Source organism: Limnobaculum zhutongyuii, from assembly GCF_004295645.1.
Lineage (GTDB): Bacteria > Pseudomonadota > Gammaproteobacteria > Enterobacterales > Enterobacteriaceae > Limnobaculum > Limnobaculum zhutongyuii.
In genome coordinates, this window is sequence record NZ_CP034752.1 from 2,500,542 (window position 1) to 2,519,505 (window position 18,964).

General features: G+C 47.4%; 17 protein-coding genes and 1 pseudogene. 7 read left to right on the forward strand and 11 right to left on the reverse strand.

Annotated elements, in window-relative coordinates; all coding sequences use genetic code 11:
* Positions 1-56: 56 nt before the first annotated feature.
* Positions 57-2,492 carry a putative ABC transporter permease subunit YbbP gene (gene ybbP / locus EKN56_RS11210; RefSeq protein ID WP_130591856.1) on the reverse strand — a complete coding sequence of 812 codons (2,436 nt, stop codon included), beginning with the start codon at positions 2,490-2,492 and terminating at the stop codon, positions 57-59.
* The gene (ybbA, locus tag EKN56_RS11215; protein WP_130591857.1) at positions 2,489-3,175 is read right to left on the reverse strand and encodes a putative ABC transporter ATP-binding protein YbbA; all 687 of its coding nucleotides are present in this window, start codon (positions 3,173-3,175) and stop codon (positions 2,489-2,491) included. Before ybbA ends, ybbP begins: the two co-directional genes overlap by 4 nt.
* On the opposite strand from ybbA, the gene tesA reads away from it, so the two are divergent.
* The 3 genes from tesA to EKN56_RS11230 all read left to right on the forward strand — a co-directional run bounded on the left by tesA (position 3,146) and on the right by EKN56_RS11230 (position 5,534).
* Positions 3,146-3,799, forward strand: coding sequence for a multifunctional acyl-CoA thioesterase I/protease I/lysophospholipase L1 (tesA, locus tag EKN56_RS11220; protein WP_185955890.1), 654 nt, complete (start codon positions 3,146-3,148; stop codon positions 3,797-3,799). The two genes, ybbA and tesA, sit on opposite strands and share 30 nt — an antisense overlap.
* Before the next feature lie 25 nt (positions 3,800-3,824).
* Positions 3,825-4,601, forward strand: a complete 777-nt coding sequence (locus EKN56_RS11225) for an SDR family oxidoreductase (protein ID WP_130591859.1) — start codon at positions 3,825-3,827, stop codon at positions 4,599-4,601.
* A gap of 78 nt (positions 4,602-4,679) precedes the next feature.
* Entirely contained in the window at positions 4,680-5,534 is an 855-nt protein-coding gene (locus tag EKN56_RS11230) for a co-chaperone YbbN (protein ID WP_130591860.1), read from the forward strand.
* 222 nt (positions 5,535-5,756) lie between these two features.
* On the opposite strand, the gene EKN56_RS11235 is transcribed toward EKN56_RS11230, so the two are convergent.
* Positions 5,757-6,989 (reverse strand): MFS transporter, encoded by a 1,233-nt coding sequence (locus EKN56_RS11235; RefSeq protein WP_130593680.1) that lies wholly within the window; start codon positions 6,987-6,989, stop codon positions 5,757-5,759.
* A gap of 473 nt (positions 6,990-7,462) precedes the next feature.
* Here EKN56_RS11235 and EKN56_RS11240 point away from each other — a divergent pair, with 473 nt between their 5' ends.
* Entirely contained in the window at positions 7,463-8,383 is a 921-nt protein-coding gene (locus tag EKN56_RS11240; RefSeq protein ID WP_130593681.1) for an SPFH domain-containing protein, read from the forward strand.
* A gap of 5 nt (positions 8,384-8,388) precedes the next feature.
* On the forward strand, positions 8,389-8,868 hold the full coding sequence (locus EKN56_RS11245; protein WP_130593682.1) for an NfeD family protein: 480 nt from the start codon (positions 8,389-8,391) through the stop codon (positions 8,866-8,868).
* Positions 8,869-9,055: 187 nt separating this feature from the next.
* Here EKN56_RS11245 and cueR read toward each other — a convergent pair whose 3' ends face one another.
* Genes cueR through EKN56_RS11260 form a run of 3 tightly spaced genes read right to left on the reverse strand, consistent with a single transcriptional unit; the run spans position 9,056 to position 10,323 of the window.
* Positions 9,056-9,469 carry a Cu(I)-responsive transcriptional regulator gene (gene cueR, locus EKN56_RS11250; RefSeq protein ID WP_130591861.1) on the reverse strand — a complete coding sequence of 138 codons (414 nt, stop codon included), beginning with the start codon at positions 9,467-9,469 and terminating at the stop codon, positions 9,056-9,058.
* Between the two features lie 23 nt (positions 9,470-9,492).
* Complete coding sequence (locus tag EKN56_RS11255) at positions 9,493-9,900, reverse strand: lysozyme inhibitor LprI family protein (RefSeq protein ID WP_130591862.1); 408 nt, start codon at positions 9,898-9,900, stop codon at positions 9,493-9,495.
* A gap of 39 nt (positions 9,901-9,939) precedes the next feature.
* Positions 9,940-10,323 carry a hypothetical protein gene (locus EKN56_RS11260; RefSeq protein WP_130591863.1) on the reverse strand — a complete coding sequence of 128 codons (384 nt, stop codon included), beginning with the start codon at positions 10,321-10,323 and terminating at the stop codon, positions 9,940-9,942.
* A gap of 175 nt (positions 10,324-10,498) precedes the next feature.
* Between EKN56_RS11260 and EKN56_RS11265 the strand changes: the two genes are divergently transcribed.
* A complete protein-coding gene (locus EKN56_RS11265) occupies positions 10,499-11,488 on the forward strand; it encodes a sulfate ABC transporter substrate-binding protein (protein ID WP_130591864.1) in 990 nt (329 codons plus the stop codon).
* 49 nt (positions 11,489-11,537) lie between these two features.
* Here EKN56_RS11265 and tam read toward each other — a convergent pair whose 3' ends face one another.
* The 5 genes from tam to cysG all read right to left on the reverse strand — a co-directional run bounded on the left by tam (position 11,538) and on the right by cysG (position 16,977).
* A complete protein-coding gene (gene tam, locus EKN56_RS11270) occupies positions 11,538-12,326 on the reverse strand; it encodes a trans-aconitate 2-methyltransferase (RefSeq protein WP_130591865.1) in 789 nt (262 codons plus the stop codon).
* A 199-nt stretch (positions 12,327-12,525) separates the two neighbouring features.
* Entirely contained in the window at positions 12,526-13,122 is a 597-nt protein-coding gene (cysC, locus tag EKN56_RS11275; RefSeq protein WP_130591866.1) for an adenylyl-sulfate kinase, read from the reverse strand.
* A gap of 6 nt (positions 13,123-13,128) precedes the next feature.
* Positions 13,129-14,592, reverse strand: a complete 1,464-nt coding sequence (gene cysN, locus EKN56_RS11280; protein ID WP_168189644.1) for a sulfate adenylyltransferase subunit CysN — start codon at positions 14,590-14,592, stop codon at positions 13,129-13,131.
* A gap of 7 nt (positions 14,593-14,599) precedes the next feature.
* Positions 14,600-15,508: a sulfate adenylyltransferase subunit CysD gene (cysD, locus tag EKN56_RS11285; RefSeq protein WP_130591867.1), complete on the reverse strand. Its 909-nt coding sequence runs from the start codon at positions 15,506-15,508 to the stop codon at positions 14,600-14,602.
* 32 nt (positions 15,509-15,540) lie between these two features.
* Positions 15,541-16,977: a siroheme synthase CysG gene (gene cysG / locus EKN56_RS11290; RefSeq protein ID WP_130591868.1), complete on the reverse strand. Its 1,437-nt coding sequence runs from the start codon at positions 16,975-16,977 to the stop codon at positions 15,541-15,543.
* 343 nt (positions 16,978-17,320) lie between these two features.
* On the opposite strand from cysG, the pseudogene adiC reads away from it, so the two are divergent.
* A pseudogene (gene adiC, locus EKN56_RS11295) lies at positions 17,321-18,661 on the forward strand (arginine/agmatine antiporter); the annotation flags it as partial.
* Positions 18,662-18,964: the final 303 nt, after the last annotated feature.

Sequence of the window (18,964 nt, forward strand, 5' to 3'; positions counted from 1 at the left end):
TTTGACCGAAGGATTCGTTCCGGTTGGAACGAATCTTTCTTAATCATCAGAAATGACTACTCCTGATAGCGTCGATACAGCGCCTTTCCTTTCAGCAAACTTACCCCTAACCATCCACCACATAGCGATAACAATGCAGCACACAGCGGCGGAAGCACAATCCACATCAGGTAGTTTGGCTGCCACGGGAAATCAAACACTTTATACTGCAACCACCATAGAGACACTTCAGCACCGATAGCTGCCGTAATACCCGCCGCCAGCCCCAGTAAAGCAAATTCACTCCACAGCGTGCGCCGCAGCAAGCGTTTTCCAGCACCCAGTGTGCGATACACCACCAACTCCTGCCGTCGTTGACGCATTCCTACCTGTACCTGAGCTAACAACAGCAGTACTCCGCAGACCACGACCAATACCACCATCGCCTCCAACGCCTGAGCAACCTGTTGGAATACAGTAGAAATCTGTTTAAGAATGCTACCAATATCCATCAGGCTCAAGGTAGGGAACTGACGGTTTAGCTGGACCAGTGCGGGCCCCTCTTGTTGATAGCGGAAGCTGGTTAAATAGGTTTGCGGCAAACTGTCCAACGCACCTTCCGGGAAGATAAAATAGAAGTTAGGCTTCAGGCTCTCCCAGTCAACCCGCCGCAGGCTGGAGATCGTGGCTTCAAACGTTTGGGTATCGCCGCTAAAAGTCAGCTTATCACCAATATTCAAATTCAATCGTCCCGCCAGACCATCATCAATGGAGACTTCACCTGATTTCGGCGGCCAGGTTCCTTTGGTTATCTCGTTTGGTGATGGCTTATTCACGGGCAGCCAGGTCAGGTTCAGTTCACGATTGACCGCCTCCCCTCCCGGATCGTCCTCTTTCACCAGTTTAGTGGCTTCCTGCTGGTTTATTTGGGTTAATCGTACCCGCACAATCGGATAGAACTCGCCCGGAGCAATTTGATGACGGGTAAAGAACTGTTCCAGCTCCGGCAACTGCTGTTTGGTCATGTTCATCACGAAGTAGTTAGGACTACCCGGCGGGATCTGCTGCTGCCAACGTTCCAACAGCTCGCCTCGCAACATAAACAGCAAAGCCAATAACATAAACGAGAATGAAAAAGCTGAAAGCTGACTGGTGGTTATCCATGGTTGACGTAATAAGCGATTAACCGCTAAACGCAATGCCAGACTCTTGAGCGTAATACGCCGTAACAGTAACAAGCTGCACCAACCAAGGGCTCCCAGCAACAAAGAGAGCACCAGAATACCAAACAGCGCGCCCCACCACATAGGGTTAAACCCAACCAACGCCGCCAGCAATAGCACCACTACCACGCTAATCATTGGCAGATAGAACTTCAACGGCCAGACATTGCTCACCACATCTTCACGCAGTACGCGTAAAGGCCTGGTTGCCAGTAACTGCTTATAAGGGCGTAAGCCAACAAGCACTGAGATAAACAATAATGTACCCAGACTCCATAACCATGGCCACAGGCCTGCTGCAGGTAATGCTTTCGGCAAAACCGGTGCCAGCAATACCATTAATCCTCTTTCAAACAGCAAACCAATAGAACAACCCACGATAGCGGCCAAAAGCAGTACTGAGAGCCATTGCCCGATCACCAACTTACGCAGCGACTGTCGCCCTGCTCCCAGCGTTTTCAATACGGCAATCAGGTTATAACGGCTACGGCAATAGTGACTCATTGAAACGGCTACCGCCGCAACGGACAATAACAGGGTTAAAATAGCTGACAGTAACAGGAAATTTTGTGCCCGCTGTAGCGACTTACCTACCGCGGTTCCGGACTGTTCCATACCAAACCAGCGCTGGTCCGGACGAAGCTGAGGAGCAATAAAATCACCAAAACGGTTAAGATCCTGTTCTGCACCGGCAAACAGATAGCGATAGGTTAAACGGCTTCCCGGTTGTACTGCCCCGGTTTTTTCGATATCCGCATAATTCATTAAAATACGCGGTGCCGTTTGGAAAGGGTTAAAGCCCGAGTCTGGCTCCTGATGAATCTCTCCCACAATACGGAAAGTTGCATCACCGACTTCCAGCATCTCTCCCGGATGTGCATTCAACAGCGCCAGCAAACGCGGTGCCACTAAAACGCTCCCTGGTTCCGGACGCAGATTATCAGGCACTGTTTCTAACTTACCGTACAACGGATAATTCAGATCGACGGCCTTAACCGATGACAGCAAAGGCACATCGTTAGCATAAGCCATGGTCATAAACGACAGTTGGCGGCTTACCGTTAATTTATTTTGTTCCGCCTGCTGCAACCACTCAGCGGATATCGGACGGCTGGCAGTTAGCACCCTATCGGCTGCAATAAAGTCACGACTCTGCTGGCTTAGCCCTTTCTCCATACGGTCGCTGATACTGCCCAGTGCCAATACACAAGCTACCGCCAGCGTCAGAGAGAACCAAACAACCAGCAGTGAGGGAGAACGCCATTCCCGCCAAAACCAGCGCCAAATCATGACTCCTCCCACAGCTTACCGTCGCGTAAGCGCAGTCTGCGTTGGCAACGTGCCGCCAGCGTTTCATCATGGGTAACCAATACCAGCGTGGTGGCATAATCACGATTCAGAGAAAACAGCAGATCGGCAATTTTTATTCCCGTCTGGCGGTCAAGGTTTCCGGTAGGTTCATCAGCAAACAGAATTTTAGGCCGGCCAATGAAAGCGCGAGCAATGGCCACCCGTTGCTGTTCACCACCGGAAAGTTGTGCGGGTAGATGTCCGATACGCTGACCTAATCCAAGCTGCTCTAACAGCTGAATCGCCTGCTCTTTACTGCTGCGTTCATTATCTCCCCGCAACAGCGCCGGTAATTGGACATTCTCCAACGCGGTCAGCGTGGGAACCAACATAAACGATTGAAATACAAATCCCACATTTTGAGCGCGCAGTGCGGCTCTGGCCTCTTCATCTAACCCAGGTAATGACTGACCTAATAGCTTGATATCCCCATCGCTGCCATCATCCAGGCCAGCGAGAATACCCAACAATGTCGATTTACCTGAACCTGACTCGCCAATTAGTGCTATTGTTTCAGCAGATTTGACAACTAACTCAACTCCGGTAAGGATGTTGAGCTTATGCTCTCCTTCACCAACAAATTTATTTAAATGATGAACTTCAAGAACATTATTCTCAGGCATATCCCGATCCTTTTATTACTGGGATTGTCATCAATACGTATTGCAGCAGCTGCAGATACGCTACTTATTCTGGGCGACAGTTTGAGCGCCGGTTATCAGCTTCCCATCCAACAGGCCTGGGCCACGCAGTTGGGTGAACGCTGGAAATTAAATCCTAAAGCCCCCGCGGTAGTTAATGCCAGTATTAGTGGTGATACCGCAGCACAAGGGTTATCCCGCTTGCCGGAGTTACTGAAAACGCATCAGCCACGCTGGGTTCTGATAGAACTGGGCGCAAATGATGGTTTACGAGGTTTTCCGACGGCCGATATTGAACGGGATTTAACACATATTATTACATTAGTGAAACAAGCTAATGCACAGCCGCTGTTAATGCAAATACGCATCAGCCCAAACTATGGCCGTCGATATACCGACGCCTTTACAGCAATTTACCCTAAATTAGCACAACAACATCAAATTCCATTACTTCCATTCTTTATGGAAAAAGTCGCCATTAAGCCTGAATTGATGCAGCCTGACGGCCTGCACCCTACTGCCGAAGCACAGCCGGAAATTGCCGATTTTATGGCGCAAACGCTGGCTCCCTATGTTGGTCTTGATGCTGAAAAACAGGCGAAATAGGCCCGATTACGGAGAATGTAAAGTTATGCAAAAGGCGATTTTAATTACCGGCTGTTCCAGTGGTATTGGTTTAGTGATCGCAACCGATCTCAAGCAGCATGGTTATCGGGTGATTGCTACCTGCCGAAAAGCACAAGATATAGCAACGCTTCGGGAAAAATGGTTTGAAGTAGTCAGGCTGGATTTGGATGACAGCGAGAGTATTCAGCAGGCAGCCGCCGAAGTATTGGCCATGACCGAGGGTAAACTTTACGCACTATTCAACAATGGTGGATATGGTGTCTATGGGCGACTGAATACCATTTCCCGCCGTCAGTTTGAGCAACAGTTTTCCACCAATCTGTTTGGTGCACATGAGTTGACTCAACTTCTTCTGCCGTCGATGTTGAAACAGGGAGAAGGCCGTATTATTCAGACCAGTTCAGTGATGGGTATTATCTCCACACCGGGGCGTGGGTTATATGCGGCCAGTAAATATGCGCTGGAAGCCTGGTCTGATGCCCTGCGACTTGAGCTATACGGTAGCGGCATTCAGGTTAGTTTGATTGAGCCAGGCCCTATTAGCACCGCCTTTAGCGATAACGTTAACCAGACTCAGAGCGATAGTCCGGTAAAAAACCCACCGGTGGCTAAGCGTTTCACGCTACCTCCCGAGGCACTGATTCCCATTGTTCGCCATGCGTTGGAAAGCCCGCGCGCAAAAATTCGCTATCGGGTTACTTTGGTGACAAAAGCCATGGCCATATGCAAGCGCCTGCTGCCCGATCGCTTAATGGATAAGATTTTGGTAAATAAAGGTTAGCAACGCTTGAAGCTAATAATAATGCCCATATATCTGCTTAATAACTCTCACAGAAAAATCGATTAAAGAGAATCTATTATGACCACTAATGCCATCATTGACGTCAACGAGTCTAACTTTCAGCAAGTGCTGGAACAGTCAGCCCAGGCACCAGTACTGTTCTATTTCTGGTCTCCCCGCAGTCAGCATTGCGAGCTGTTAGACCCGGTTTTGGAAAAGTTAGCAGCTGAATACGCTGGTAAATTTACTCTGGCAAAAATTGACTGTGATACTCAGCCTATGATTGCAGGTCAATTTGGTATTCGCGCCATTCCGACTGTTTATCTGTTTAAAGATGGGCAACCTGCCGATGGTTTTCAGGGACCACAGCCGGAAGAAGCCATTCGCGAATTGTTAAACCGTTTCCTGCCGAAAGAAGAAGAGCTGAAAGCCGCTGAAGCCGATGAGCTAATGCGTGAAGGTAAATATATTGATGCGTTACCATTACTGAAAGATGCCTGGCAGTTAAGCAACCAACGTAGTGATATTGGCCTGATGCTGGCAGAAACGCAGATTGCTCTGAATCGAAGCGATGAAGCAGAAAGCGTGCTGGCAACTATCCCACTTCAGGATCGTGATACTCGCTATCAGGGGCTTGTGGCTCAGATTGAACTGCTGAAGCAGGCGGCCGATACCCCGGAAATTCAACAGCTACAGCAGCAGGTTGAAGCTCAGCCAGATAATGCTGAACTGGCGGTTCAGTTAGCGTTGCAGTTGCATACCGTTGGACGTAATGAAGAAGCATTAACTCTGCTGATGAAGCATCTGAGCCATTCGCTGGATGCCGCAGATGGTAGCGCTAAGAAAACCATATTGGATATTCTGGCTGCGCTGGGAACCGGTGATGCTCTGGCAGCGAAGTTTAGACGTCGGTTGTATTCGTTGTTGTATTAATGTTGTTTTGATTCTGAGAATATTCCGGCCGTAATAACAAAGTGCATATATAGACTTTGTGCCCGGCCGGAAGACCATTTGTACTTAAGTCCGGAGTGCGTTGGGCCTAGCCAGCCTAGGGGCGCTTCGTTGGCTTACGCCAAGTCGACCCCAACGGCAGTCTCTCCCAACGATTGACTTTTAAAATCTGGTCACTACACGAAACGCTTTATATAAATTTTATTACTCCAACGGCTTACCGGCTTTTTCTGGGATCAGGAATAGTGTGGCAAGGATATCCAGCACGTATAGTGAGGCCAGTAGTGCGATGGCTGTCTGGAAGGAGTAAAGGGAGACGATTAATCCTACTACCAATGGCCCCAGGCCGCCGATACCGCGTCCGATGTTGAACAGGACGTTTTGCGCGGTTGCCCGGGCTTCGGTTGGGTAGACTTCTGAGATTAATGCACCATATCCCCCCATCATACCGTTGACGAACATTCCCATAATGGCACCGCCAATCAGCAGGCTAAACGGATCGGTTAGTTGTGAATAGGCTAAAACCATTAGCGCTGCGCCAACCTGATAGATAAGGAAGATCGGACGACGACCATAACGGTCAGCCAGTTGACCAAATAACCAGATCCCGAAGGCCATACCCAATACGGTTACCGCAGTCCACATGGCTGATTTAGTTAAGGAGTAGTTAAACTGCTGGCTCAGATAGGATGGCATCCAAATCATAATGCCGTAATAACCAAAGTTTTGTACTGAGGTAAGAATCGAGATACCAATGCTGGCTTTGATGGTTTCGCGGTCGGAAATCAGTGCTTTAAATGGGTTCCCTTTACGCTTTTCTTTGCTCTTTTTAACAAAGATTTCAGGCTCACCAATATAGTGGCGGATAACAAAAGAGGCCAATGCCGGAATCACCCCAATGGCGAACATACCGCGCCAGCCAATAACCGGCAACAACAGCGGTGTTAACAACGCTGCCGCCAGCACGCCGGCCTGCCATCCAATACCAACATATGAAGACATGCGGGCCCGCTCATTGGGTCGACATGCTTCAGCAGCCAGCGCCATACCGATACCAAACTCACCGCCCAGGCCGATGCCCGCGATAGTGCGATAAATCAGTAAGTCCCAGTAACCTTGTGCCAAAGCACACATGCCGGTGAAACCCGCAAACAGAACGATTGACCAGGTAAGTACCTTCACCCGACCGTAGTAATCGCTTAATACCCCAAAGACCAAACCACCAATAACCGCGCCGATTAGCGTCCAGGTAACCAAAGATCCAGCCTCACTGGTGGTTAATCCTAATCCCAAGGCTACCGCGTTAAGAATAAAACCGAGAATCAATAAATCAAATCCATCCATCGCATAACCGACGGTAGAAGCGATAACCGCTTTATAGGCATACTTTCTTCTTTTTGCCTCTTCGACAACCGGCGCTTTTTGGCTTTCTGTCAGGTTGATCACTTCGTTGGTCACTGTTAATCCCGCCTTATTAGTTATATCGTCATCAGTTATTACTATTCGGACGTTTGTCTACGGAATTATCTCTTTAATCAATGCGTTGTTTGCGCCAGGGCATTTACCTTCTGCCCTTACTTCTCCTTCCACCCCATATTTTGGGCGCAGGAATAGGAGCACCTATTGGTTTAACGACCAAAGGCGATAGAAAACAAAGCAAATTCATTGATTTTAAAGAGGTGTAGTCAAACCTTCTAATTATAACCATTACAAATAATTTTGATATGATTATTTTTACCCTTGGCTGAAAAAATTTCATTCTCATCAGTTTTAGTGAACATTCCTGTAAGCAATTTTCAAATAAAAACCGGTGTCAGTTAGCCCTCCTCTGACGCATTCTGGCTTCCTTAATACTAAATTTCGCGTAGACTTAATGTATACAAACTTTAAAGGATTATAGGATGGATATTATGTTGCCTAATGCTTCTGCCATTGTGATTGCCATTCTGGTACTGCTGGTTTTATTTGTGCTGTTCGCCGGAATTAAAGTGGTACCACAGGGCTATCAATGGACCATTGAACGCTTTGGTCGTTACACCAAAACGTTAATGCCTGGCCTGAATCTGATTATTCCATTTATGGATCGGGTTGGTCGCAAAATTAACGTGATGGAACAGGTGCTGGATGTCCCCTCTCAGGAAATCATCTCCAAAGATAACGCCAACGTAACCATTGATGCCGTTTGCTTTATTCAGGTGAGAGATTCTGCACTGGCGGCCTATCAGGTAAGTAATCTTGAAGCGGCCATTCTTAACCTGACTATGACCAATATTCGTACCGTTTTGGGCTCCATGGAATTGGATGAAATGCTCTCCCAGCGCGACCATATTAATACTCGTTTATTACAGGTGGTTGATGAAGCGACTAATCAATGGGGGATTAAAATCACCCGTATTGAAATTCGCGATATTCGCCCACCTGCAGAATTGATTGCTGCCATGAACGCTCAAATGAAGGCCGAGCGTAATAAACGTGCCGACATTCTGGAAGCAGAAGGTATTCGTCAGGCGGCAATTTTGCGTGCTGAAGGTCAAAAACAGTCTGAAATTTTGAAGGCTGAAGGTGAAAGACAGGCCGCTTTCTTACAGGCAGAAGCCCGTGAACGTGCGGCAGAAGCAGAAGCAAAAGCCACCCAAATGGTTTCTGATGCAATTTCCGACGGTAACATTCAGGCTATTAACTACTTCGTAGCGCAGAAATATACCGATGCCCTGCAATCTATTGGTTCTGCGGACAACAGCAAAGTGGTGATGATGCCACTGGAAGCTGGCAATCTGTTGGGAAGCATTGCCGGTATCACTGAGTTACTTAAAGGCGAGCCGAAAAAATAATGGATATTATTCAGGACATGGCAGCTTACCCATATCGTTTCTGGTTAATTTTCGGAGGCCTGTTACTGGCTGCTGAACTGCTGGGAACCTATGGTTATCTGCTCTGGAGTGGCGTATCTGCGATTATTATTGGCGCGGTTACTTGGGTAGTTCCCATGGACTGGAGCTGGCAATGGGTTAACTTCGCCGTTTTAACAATGGTAACTGCCATTATCTGGTGGTACTGGTTAAAAACCCGAACCGTCAGTGATAAACAGAATCTGAATCAGCCGGACAAGCTATTAATCGGTAAAAAAATGGTTCTGAGCTCTCCAATTGTTAACGGTGCAGGTCGAATCAATCTGGCAGATGGCAGTTGGCCGATTCGCTGCTCAGAAGACCTGCCAGAGGGAACCGAAATCCGTATCGTCGCGGTAGAAAGCATCACCCTGATTGTTGAAGCTATCAGGGATGAGCATCGCAACCAAACTAGTAATGACATCTAAAAAATTAATCTGAGGGAGAGACGGGCGTTGGGGTCGTAGCAGCTTTAGCTGCCGAAGCGCCCCTAGCCCGGCTAGGCCCGAAGCGCATAAGACTAAAGTACAGATGGTTTTCCGGCCGGGCACACAGGTAATATATACATTTGTGTTTTTACGGACGGAATATCCACCGAAGCTAAGATTAAACGCTCTAATTAGCCCCTTTCTTCTGCTTACAACACCCGGTAAAACTATCAATAATCGGACAATCAGCCCCATTATCCCCCGGACAAAGCGCCACTAACTCCATCAGTCGTTCCCGCATTTGCGTGAGCTCAGCAATATGATTATCAATATCAGACACTTTTTCCAGCGTGCGAGCTTTCACATCAGCACTACGACGATCGGCATTGTGGAACAGAGCCAGTAGCTCTTTGCACTCTTCCAGAGTAAAACCAACCAGACGGGCCTGACGTAATAATGTCAGTTCCTCAATATTGCGTGAATTGTAAGTACGGTAGCCATTCAATGAACGATTGGGCGGCGTGATCAGCCCTTTCTCTTCATAAAAACGAATCGCTTTGCTGCTTAAACCCGTTTTCTCTGCAACCTGACTGATATTCATAACATCACCCGCTTATCAATTCGTTACTTCAGCGTAGAACCCGTAAGATAACGATCTAAATCATCAATTCGTCTTTCGGCATGCTTCTGCATGCAGGAGATATACACCACATTGCGAATTGAGCCGTCTATATAGAAATCATACAGCGCATCACAATCTTTTTTGCGGAAAGTTATCCAGGCTCTCTGACTCTCCAACAGATCTTTCTTCACTGCCGCAAAAGACATGCTCGGTAAATCGGGCTGACTCATCATCTGCATTACAGCCTGATATGTTTGATTCAGCTTCTTTTCCACTAATTGTTGCTCTTGCTCGGCACAAGCATTAATCTCCAACGTATTCATGGCATTTTTACAATCCAGTTCAGCATAAGCATTCAGGCTAAAAACGGATAACGCCACAACATATAACCATTGTTTATTCTTTATCATTTCAATTCAGCTAACTGATACTTTTCAGGACAGTAAAGATTACTGGCAGGCTGACTCACGTTCATTTGCCACAATCAGTTCCGCATCTTTAGTTAACGCAATATTCTCACCGCTGGACAGGCACAAAATGGCATAAGAAAGCTCTTCACTTCCTTTCGATAAATCCGACACCGCCATCGCGTTACCCTTTTCACCGCGTAATTTCATCAGGTAGTGCTCACAGCCGCTGGGACATTGAGCAGCAAATACGCTTAAACCCATTTTTTCAACGCTGACTTTGCCTAAATATTGAGCAATCACCGGGTTATGGTTAAACGCTGCTTCAGCCTCTTTTTTTAATGAATACCATTGCCAGGTAAAGAAGATTGCAACCACCGCAATCACCAATACCAGATAGCGTAATATACGCAGAAATCCTTTCATTCATCCCACCCCCAAATTGTCATGGTCACTACCATGCTACCCCGTAGGCTAAAAGTAAATAAATGAGATATTCCTTATTGTTATAAAAAGTATCTTTTTATTCTTTATTGTCCAATTCCATTTTCTGGCAGTCTCAATACGTTAATTACCTAACCATCTAATGAGGCGACCACCCATGCGTAACTGGAATATCGGCATACTGCTTTTTCTTACCGCGACCGGCGTATCTGCGAAAGATATACATCTGCTCAATGTCTCTTACGATCCTACCAGAGAGCTGTACCAACAGTATAATCAGGCTTTCTCGACCTATTGGAAAGATAAAACGGGCGATACGGTAACCATTAAGCAATCTCATGGTGGTTCGGGCAAACAGGCATCATCCGTGATCAACGGTATTTCTGCCGATGTCGTTACGCTGGCACTGGCCTATGATGTCGATGCGATTGCAGAGCATGGCAAATTAAATAAGAACTGGCTCACTCATTTACCTGATAACTCTGCACCTTATACTTCCACTATTGTTTTCCTGGTACGCAAAGGAAATCCAAAACAAATCCATGACTGGAACGATTTAATTAAACCGGGCCTGAATGTGGTTACACCAAATCCTAAAACCTCCGGCGGTGCTCGCTGGAACTATCTGGCTGCCTGGGGTTATGCGCTGAAGCATAATAATAACGATCAAGCCAAAGCACAGGAGTTCGTTAAAGCGCTATATAACAACGTTCAAGTGCTGGATACCGGGGCTCGCGGCTCTACTACCACCTTCGTGGAACGCGGTATTGGTGATGTATTGATTGCCTGGGAAAATGAGGCTCTACTGGCCATTGAGCAGTTAGGCAAAGATCAGTTTGAAATTGTTACGCCAAGCGTCTCTATTCTGGCTGAGCCAACAGTAGCCGTAGTCGATAGCGTAGTGGATAAAAATGGTACTCGTGAAGTATCAGAAGCCTATCTGAAGTATCTCTACACCAAAGAAGGCCAGACTATTGCCGCTAAAAACTATTACCGACCACGCGATCCGGAAGTACTGAAGCAATTCTCTGCTAACTTCCCGCAGCTAAGCCTGTTTACCGTCGATCAGCTTTTTGGCGGCTGGCAAAAAGCACAAAAAGAGCACTTTTCAACGGATGGTATTTTCGATCAAATTAGTAAACGCTAATCACCATCGCCTGAGGCATTTGTTGTGCCTCAGGCCATTAATCATTTACTTAATGTATTACCGAACGTTTTTTACTGGCGATGACAAACAGTCTCGGGAAAGGCAGCAAAACATGCCCATCCTGACGGGAGGTAAACACCTTCTCCAGCTCCGCCTGATATTGCTGTAAAAACAGCTGTTGCTCCCTCTCATCCAGCGGGGAAAGAAACGGTCGAAGCCCGGTTGATTTCACCCACTCAACAATGGAAGAGACCGATGGTAATACGTGGTAAAAGGTAGTGCGCCAGATATCAACCTGATAACCATGACCAGCCAGTAAATCGTAATATCCTTCGGTGGTCAGCAACGGGCTGCGTTTAAATACCTGTTCACTGTACTTCTCCCACCAGACCCCTTCCATCGCCACTTTACGCATTAATGCATGGGAAGGCTGCTCCAGATTATCTGGCACCTGAAAGGCCAGAACACCACGATCGGAAAGCTGCTGCAATAAATGAGGAAGCAATTCGTCGTGATCCGGCACCCATTGCAATGAAGCATTGGCGTAAATAATGTCCTGAGGAATATCCGGTCGCCATGTACCAATATCAGCCTGTTGGAAATGGCAGGCCGGTAGTCGCTGTTTAGCCTGTATCAGCATGCTTTCAGAACTATCAACACCGGTGACATTCGCCCTTGGATAGGCTTGATAGAGCAATTCAGTACTGTTCCCCGGCCCGCAGCCAAGATCGCTGATATGTTTTGCTTCCGGATGAAAAATACGTGACAGAAGTTCTGCGGCAGGACGTGTTCTTTCTGCTTCAAACTGCAAATAGAGGTCAGGATTCCAGTCTTTCATGATATTCCTTAATGAGCGGCCGATACGCTGATGGATTAGATCTAAAATACAGAATCAATAGCTTGAAGTGAATAGCATATACAGCGCTAAAAAGATAATGATGTTTTGGCTGGCGCTGAATTATCAGGCTAGCAACAAACAAGGCCGGTATGAATCAGAGCTCATACCGGCCTTGTTTGTTATCAAAGGAATAGAAACTTTAGCTTTTAATGATCCCTCGCCCTTTCAGATAATCAATAAGTTGAATAACCAGCTCTTCTACCGGCTGCTGACCATCCAAATGTACATCCGGTTTTAGCGGAGCTTCATAAGGTAAATCAACACCGGTAAACTGGGTGATTTCTCCTTTTCTGGCCTTTTTATACAGCCCTTTAGGATCGCGCTGTTCACAGACCTCAATGGGTGTATCAACAAACACCTCAATAAAGTGGCCTGCTGGCAGGCGTAAAGAGACGCTCTCTCTGTCATCCCGATAAGGAGAGATAAAAGCCGTGATAACCACTAATCCTGCATCCATCATCAGGCCAGATACTTCCCCCACCCGGCGGATATTCTCTTTCCTATCCCGATCGGAAAAACTTAAGTCCTGACAAAGGCCGTGACGGACATTATCCCCATCCAGCAAATAGGTATGAACATTAAGATGATGTAACGCCTGCTCCAATCCACCGGCAATGGAAGACTTACCTGAGCCTGACAGCCCCGTCAGCCAAACCACTACCGCGCCATGTTCATTGAGTCGTTCCCGCTCAATCCGGGTAACCGGATGAGCGTGCCAGACAATGTTATTTTCCATCGGCCATCACCCTTTGTTAGCGGTCCCACTGATATCCCAGTGAGGATAATAACGACGAATCAGAGCAAACAATTCCTGTTCAAACTCGCTGTTAAAGGTTGGTTGCTGTTTTTGGGTAATGTCGGTTTTCTGAATCAGGCCTGCACCTACCGTCACATTGGTTAATCGGTCGATAAAGATAAAACTACCGGTCTCCTGATTAGTCTGATAGCTATCAAACAGCAGAGGTTCATCAAATACCACTTCAACCACACCAATGCCATTAAGGGGCAGGATCTCTGATGGGCGCTGCTCCAGAGAATTAATATCCCGCTGATGCACAATACGCTCTATACGTACCCGGCTCTTTTTACCTGATACCTTAATGTCGTAGCTCTGGCCTGCCTGTAGCGGCTGTTCCGCCATCCAAACCACATCCAGGGTTGCTCCGGTAGCCGGTTGCAAACTGTTATCTTCTGCCGCTACCAGCAAATCTCCCCGACTGATATCAATCTCATCTTCCAGCACCAGAGTTATTGCCTCTCCCGGCCAGGCTTTTTGAAGTTCACCATCAAAAGTCACAATCGATTTAATCCGGCTGGTTACCCCTGAAGGCAGTACTTTTATTGCCTGTCCGGTTTCAATTACGCCCGAAGATAAGGTACCGGCATAACCACGAAAATCCAGATTTGGGCGATTCACATATTGAACCGGAAAGCGCAGAGGCTTTTGCTGTTGTTCAGCCACCACATTGACCGTCTCCAGAATTTCCAACAGTGTGGCTCCAGAATACCATGGCATATTGCTTCCTACACTGGCGACGTTGTCCCCATCCAGCGCGGACAGTGGCACAAACTTAATCTCCGTTTGCTGCGGAAGTTGATTAGCAAACGTCAGATAATCGGTGCGAATTTGTTCAAACACCGACTGTTGATATCCCACTAAATCCATCTTATTGACCGCAACCACCAGATGACGAATCCCCAACAGCGTGGCAATAAAGCTATGGCGACGGGTCTGATCCAGTACCCCTTTACGCGCATCAATCAGCAAAATAGCCACATCACAGGTGGATGCTCCGGTTGCCATGTTACGCGTGTATTGTTCATGTCCGGGCGTATCGGCAATAATGAATTTACGTTTTTCAGTAGAGAAATAGCGATAGGCTACATCAATGGTGATGCCCTGTTCGCGTTCTGCCTGTAAGCCATCCACCAGCAATGCCAAATCCAGTTTTTCACCGGCAGTACCAATACGTTTGCTATCATTGTGCAGGGTAGTGAGCTGATCCTGATAGATCTGGCGGGTATCATGCAACAACCGTCCAATCAGTGTACTTTTGCCATCATCAACGCTGCCACAGGTTAAAAAACGTAGCAGGCTCTTATTTTGCTGAGCGTGAAGATAAGCTTCAACGCCGCCCTGTTCCGCGATTTGTCTGGCAATAGCATCATTCACGCTCACAGGCTGATTAATCTCTTCACTCATCATCTATTCCTCAGAAATAACCCTGACGTTTTTTCAATTCCATCGAGCCTGACTGATCCCGATCGATAACCCGCCCCTGACGTTCACTGGTGGTTGATACCAACATTTCTTCAATAATTTCCGGCAGGGTTTCGGCTTCAGACTCAACCGCACCGGTCAGCGGCCAACATCCCAGGGTTCTGAAACGAACTTTACGTTTCACAATCACCTCTCCCGGTTGCAGGTTAATGCGGTTGTCATCGATCATCATCAACATGCCATCACGTTCCAGAATAGGCCGTGGTTTTGCCAGATACAGAGGAACAATCTCTATATTTTCCAAAAAGATGTATTGCCAGATATCCAGTTCAGTCCAGTTAGAAAGCGGGAATACACGAATACTCTCTCCCTTGTTAATTTGGCCATTGTAGTTATGCCACAGCTCAGGGCGCTGATTCTTAGGATCCCAGCGATGAAAACGGTCGCGGAACGAGTAGATACGCTCTTTAGCCCGGGATTTCTCTTCATCACGACGGGCACCGCCAAATGCGGCATCAAAACCATACTTATTCAGCGCCTGCTTTAGCCCTTCGGTTTTCATAATATCGGTATGTTTCGCGCTACCGTGCACAAAGGGGTTGATCCCCATGGCAACGCCCTCCGGATTTTTATGTACCAGCAGATCGCAACCGTAAGCTTTGGCGGTACGATCGCGAAATTGATACATCTCCTGAAATTTCCAGCCGGTATCCACATGCAGTAAAGGAAACGGCAAATTGCCGGGGAAAAAGGCTTTACGCGCCAGATGCAGCATGACCGATGAATCTTTTCCAATGGAATAAAGCATCACCGGATTAGCAAATTCAGCAGCCACTTCACGAATAATGTGAATGCTTTCCGCTTCCAATTGGCGTAAGTGAGTCAGTCGTTTTTCGTCCACGTTCAATACCTCAATTCTCTGTCTGAAGGCCATCAGGCCAGATTGACTACCGACTGCCACTGCGCCGGACTATTTTGTGATGTTAATGGTGACTGATCAGATTCACCGAACCAGTTCAGCCGTTGATGCAATGCTGCAACTTCACCAATCACCAGCAACGCAGGTGTTGGTGCCTCACGAGCCAGCTCATGCAGTTGTGAGAGCGTACCGCTTAACACTTTCTGATCGCTGCGCGTTCCCCGACTAATAACCGCCACCGGTGTAGACGCTGCACGACCATGATTTATAAGCTGTTGTTGAATATCGCTGGCTTTGACTGTTCCCATATAAATTGCCAGTGTTTGATGCCCCTGAGCTAACTGTGACCAGTTAAGGCCATCAGATTCAGGCTTACAGTGTCCGGTAATAAACGTAATACTTTGCGCATGATCGCGATGAGTCAGTGGAATTCCCGCATAGGCTGCCGCTCCCGCAGCGGCGGTAATACCCGGAACAACCTGATAGGGGATACCGGCATTAACCAGTACTTCCAGCTCTTCACCACCCCGACCAAAAATAAAGGGATCGCCACCTTTCAGTCGCACAACACGTTTACCCTGTTGGGCTAATTCAACCAGTAATTGATTCGTCTCTTCCTGCTGTACGGAATGCGCTCCGGCACGTTTTCCTACGCTAATTAACGTGGCATCGCGACGCACCAGTTCCAGTATCTCTGGTGTAACCAGCGCATCATGCAAAACTACGTCGGCCTGTTGAATGGCCCGTAGTGCATTTAACGTCAGCAGCCCTGGGTCTCCTGGGCCTGCGCCAACCAACATCACTTCGCCAACCGTTGACGCGGGATGATATAGCTGTTGCTCAAGCTCGGCCTCCGCCTCTTCGGCGCGATTTGCCGCTATCAGTGAGGCAAAGCGGCCATCAAACAGGCGCTCCCAAAAGTGACGGCGTTCACTTAATGAATGGAGCTGCTGTTTAACCTTGGTACGCCAGTTACCGGCTATGTCAGCAACCTGACCAAGACTGGCGGGTAATAATGCCTCCAGCTTCTCCCGTAACAAGCGGGCTAATACCGGTGCTTTACCACCTGAAGAGATCGCCACGACCAAAGGCGAGCGGTCAATAATAGAAGGGAAAATAAATGAACAACGGGCGGGATCGTCCACCACATTAATTAAACGACGGCGCTGATTAGCTGCCTGAAATACTCTTGCATTCAGCGTGCTGTCATTGGTCGCAGCCACCACCAAAAAAATGTCATCTAACTGATGGGTATCAAACTCCTGCGCCAGCCAGTGCAACGCCTTCTCCTGATGCAGTTTATTTACCTCAGCACCAAGCGCTTTAGCCACCACAAACACGTCCGCTCCGGCACTTAATAGCAGGCCAATCTTACGGGCAGCAATTTCACCGCCGCCAACAACCAGCACCGGACGGTGTTTCAAATCGGCAAACAGGGGTAAATAATCCACAATAACCTTCAGGTTCTTAACAAAACAATAACCTGACTATAGAGAGTCGTTGCTAACGAATGAAATCACCAAATGGAATTTGATATAGCTGAATGGAATAGGGAGAAATAATCATAGGGCTAAATAGCAAGGTTTATTTGATACATAAATATTAATGGACTGAAGACAGTCTAAAAATATAGTTTTAAATAAACACGCGTTTTACCTTCCATTTATCGTTAGAGAAGCAAAGATTTAACCAATAAAATCACACGCTTGTTACCTTGATACTCTCCAATTCTTATCGTTGACTACAATGATTCCATGACGCAATCATTGCAATTGAAATCATATTAACTGGAGAATGTGCATGGCTGTTGCTGATGACAATAAAATTGGATTGATCCCCGCTATATTCTTAGTCGCCGGAAGTATGATGGGCTCTGGCGTATTTATGCTTCCTGCTAATTTAGCGGCTATTGGCGGTATCGCCATTATCGGCTGGGTAGTGACCATTATCGGTTCTATCGCTCTGGCTCTAGTGTTTGCCAAACATGCAGCACTTGACCCCGCTGCCGGAGGCCCCTACGCCTATACCCGTAAAGCCTTCGGTGACTATATGGGCTACCAGACAAATCTGGTGTACTGGTTAGCCAATGTCGTGGGTAATGTGGGTCTGGCAGTGGCCGGTTTAGGTTATCTTAGTACATTCTTTCCTTCACTAACGGATCCGTTAGTCATGGCCGTTGCACAAATAGCCGTGATCTGGTTATTAGCCTACGCCAATATGCTGGGGCCTAAAATTGTAGGACAAGTACAGTCCATCTCAACAATCTTTGCTCTGTTACCGATTATTGGTATGGCTCTGCTTGGTTGGTTCTGGTTCAGCGGTGATACCTATATGGCTGGCTGGAATGTTTCTGGCACTAATAGTGTTAGCGCAGTAGGCATGACACTAAATTTTACGTTGTGGGCCTTTATTGGTGTTGAAAGCGCCTCAGTATCAGCAGCCGTAGTAAAAAATCCAACCAAAAATGTTCCTATTGCAACTGTGGTTGGCGTAGTTCTGGCAGCCGTCTGCTACATTCTCAGTTCAACCGCCATCATGGGAATTATCCCGAATAAAGAGCTGATTGTCTCTTCAGCGCCTTTTGCCGATGCAGTACGTGTTGCGTTTGGTGACGGTACCGCCAAAGTAGTTGCACTATGTGCGGCGCTGGGCTGTTTGGGTTCGCTAGCCGGATGGACGCTTATCGTCGGACAAACGGCACAGGCTGCTGCAAGCGATGGTCTGTTTGGTAATATCTTCGCTAAAGTCAACACAAAAGGGGTTCCTGCCGCGGGGTTAGCCATTGTCGCTGCCATCATGAGTTTGCAGGTACTGGCAACTATGTCCCCTACCGCCAGTGAACAGTTTGGCAAAATCGCTTCCATCGCCGTGATTATGACGTTACTCCCCTACATCTATTCATCAGTAGCCCTCAAGGTTCTCAGCTACAAAAAAATCTCTAATGGGCAATACATTTTCTACACCATTGTCGGTCTTGTGGCCGCAATTTATAGCTTATGCGCCATGATCGGTTCTGACGGTAGCCAGACACGTTGGGCTCTGATGTTTGTAGTTGCCACCATTATCTTCTACGAAATGACCATCAGCCGAAAAAATGAGATGGAAGAACACCATACTCAGCCCGGAGGCAAAGTTCCTGGCTGGGTACGTTACTTCACCCTGTTAGTGACCGTCATTGCGTTAATTGCAACCTTCTGGGTTTCTGTTGGGCAACATCGAAATACCATTATTCATGCCCGTGAGCATATGCAGAATATCAGCACACCGGCACCACAAATTGTGACACCCACTACCCAGTCTCAATCAATTACTCCGACACTGGATAAAGCAACTTCGACAGGTACGCCATAAATAAGACGCGGTGCTGTTCGATTTACCACTGAGCAGTACCCGTTCAGAGAATCCTTTTCGTACTAATATTTTAACCATTATGGTCTT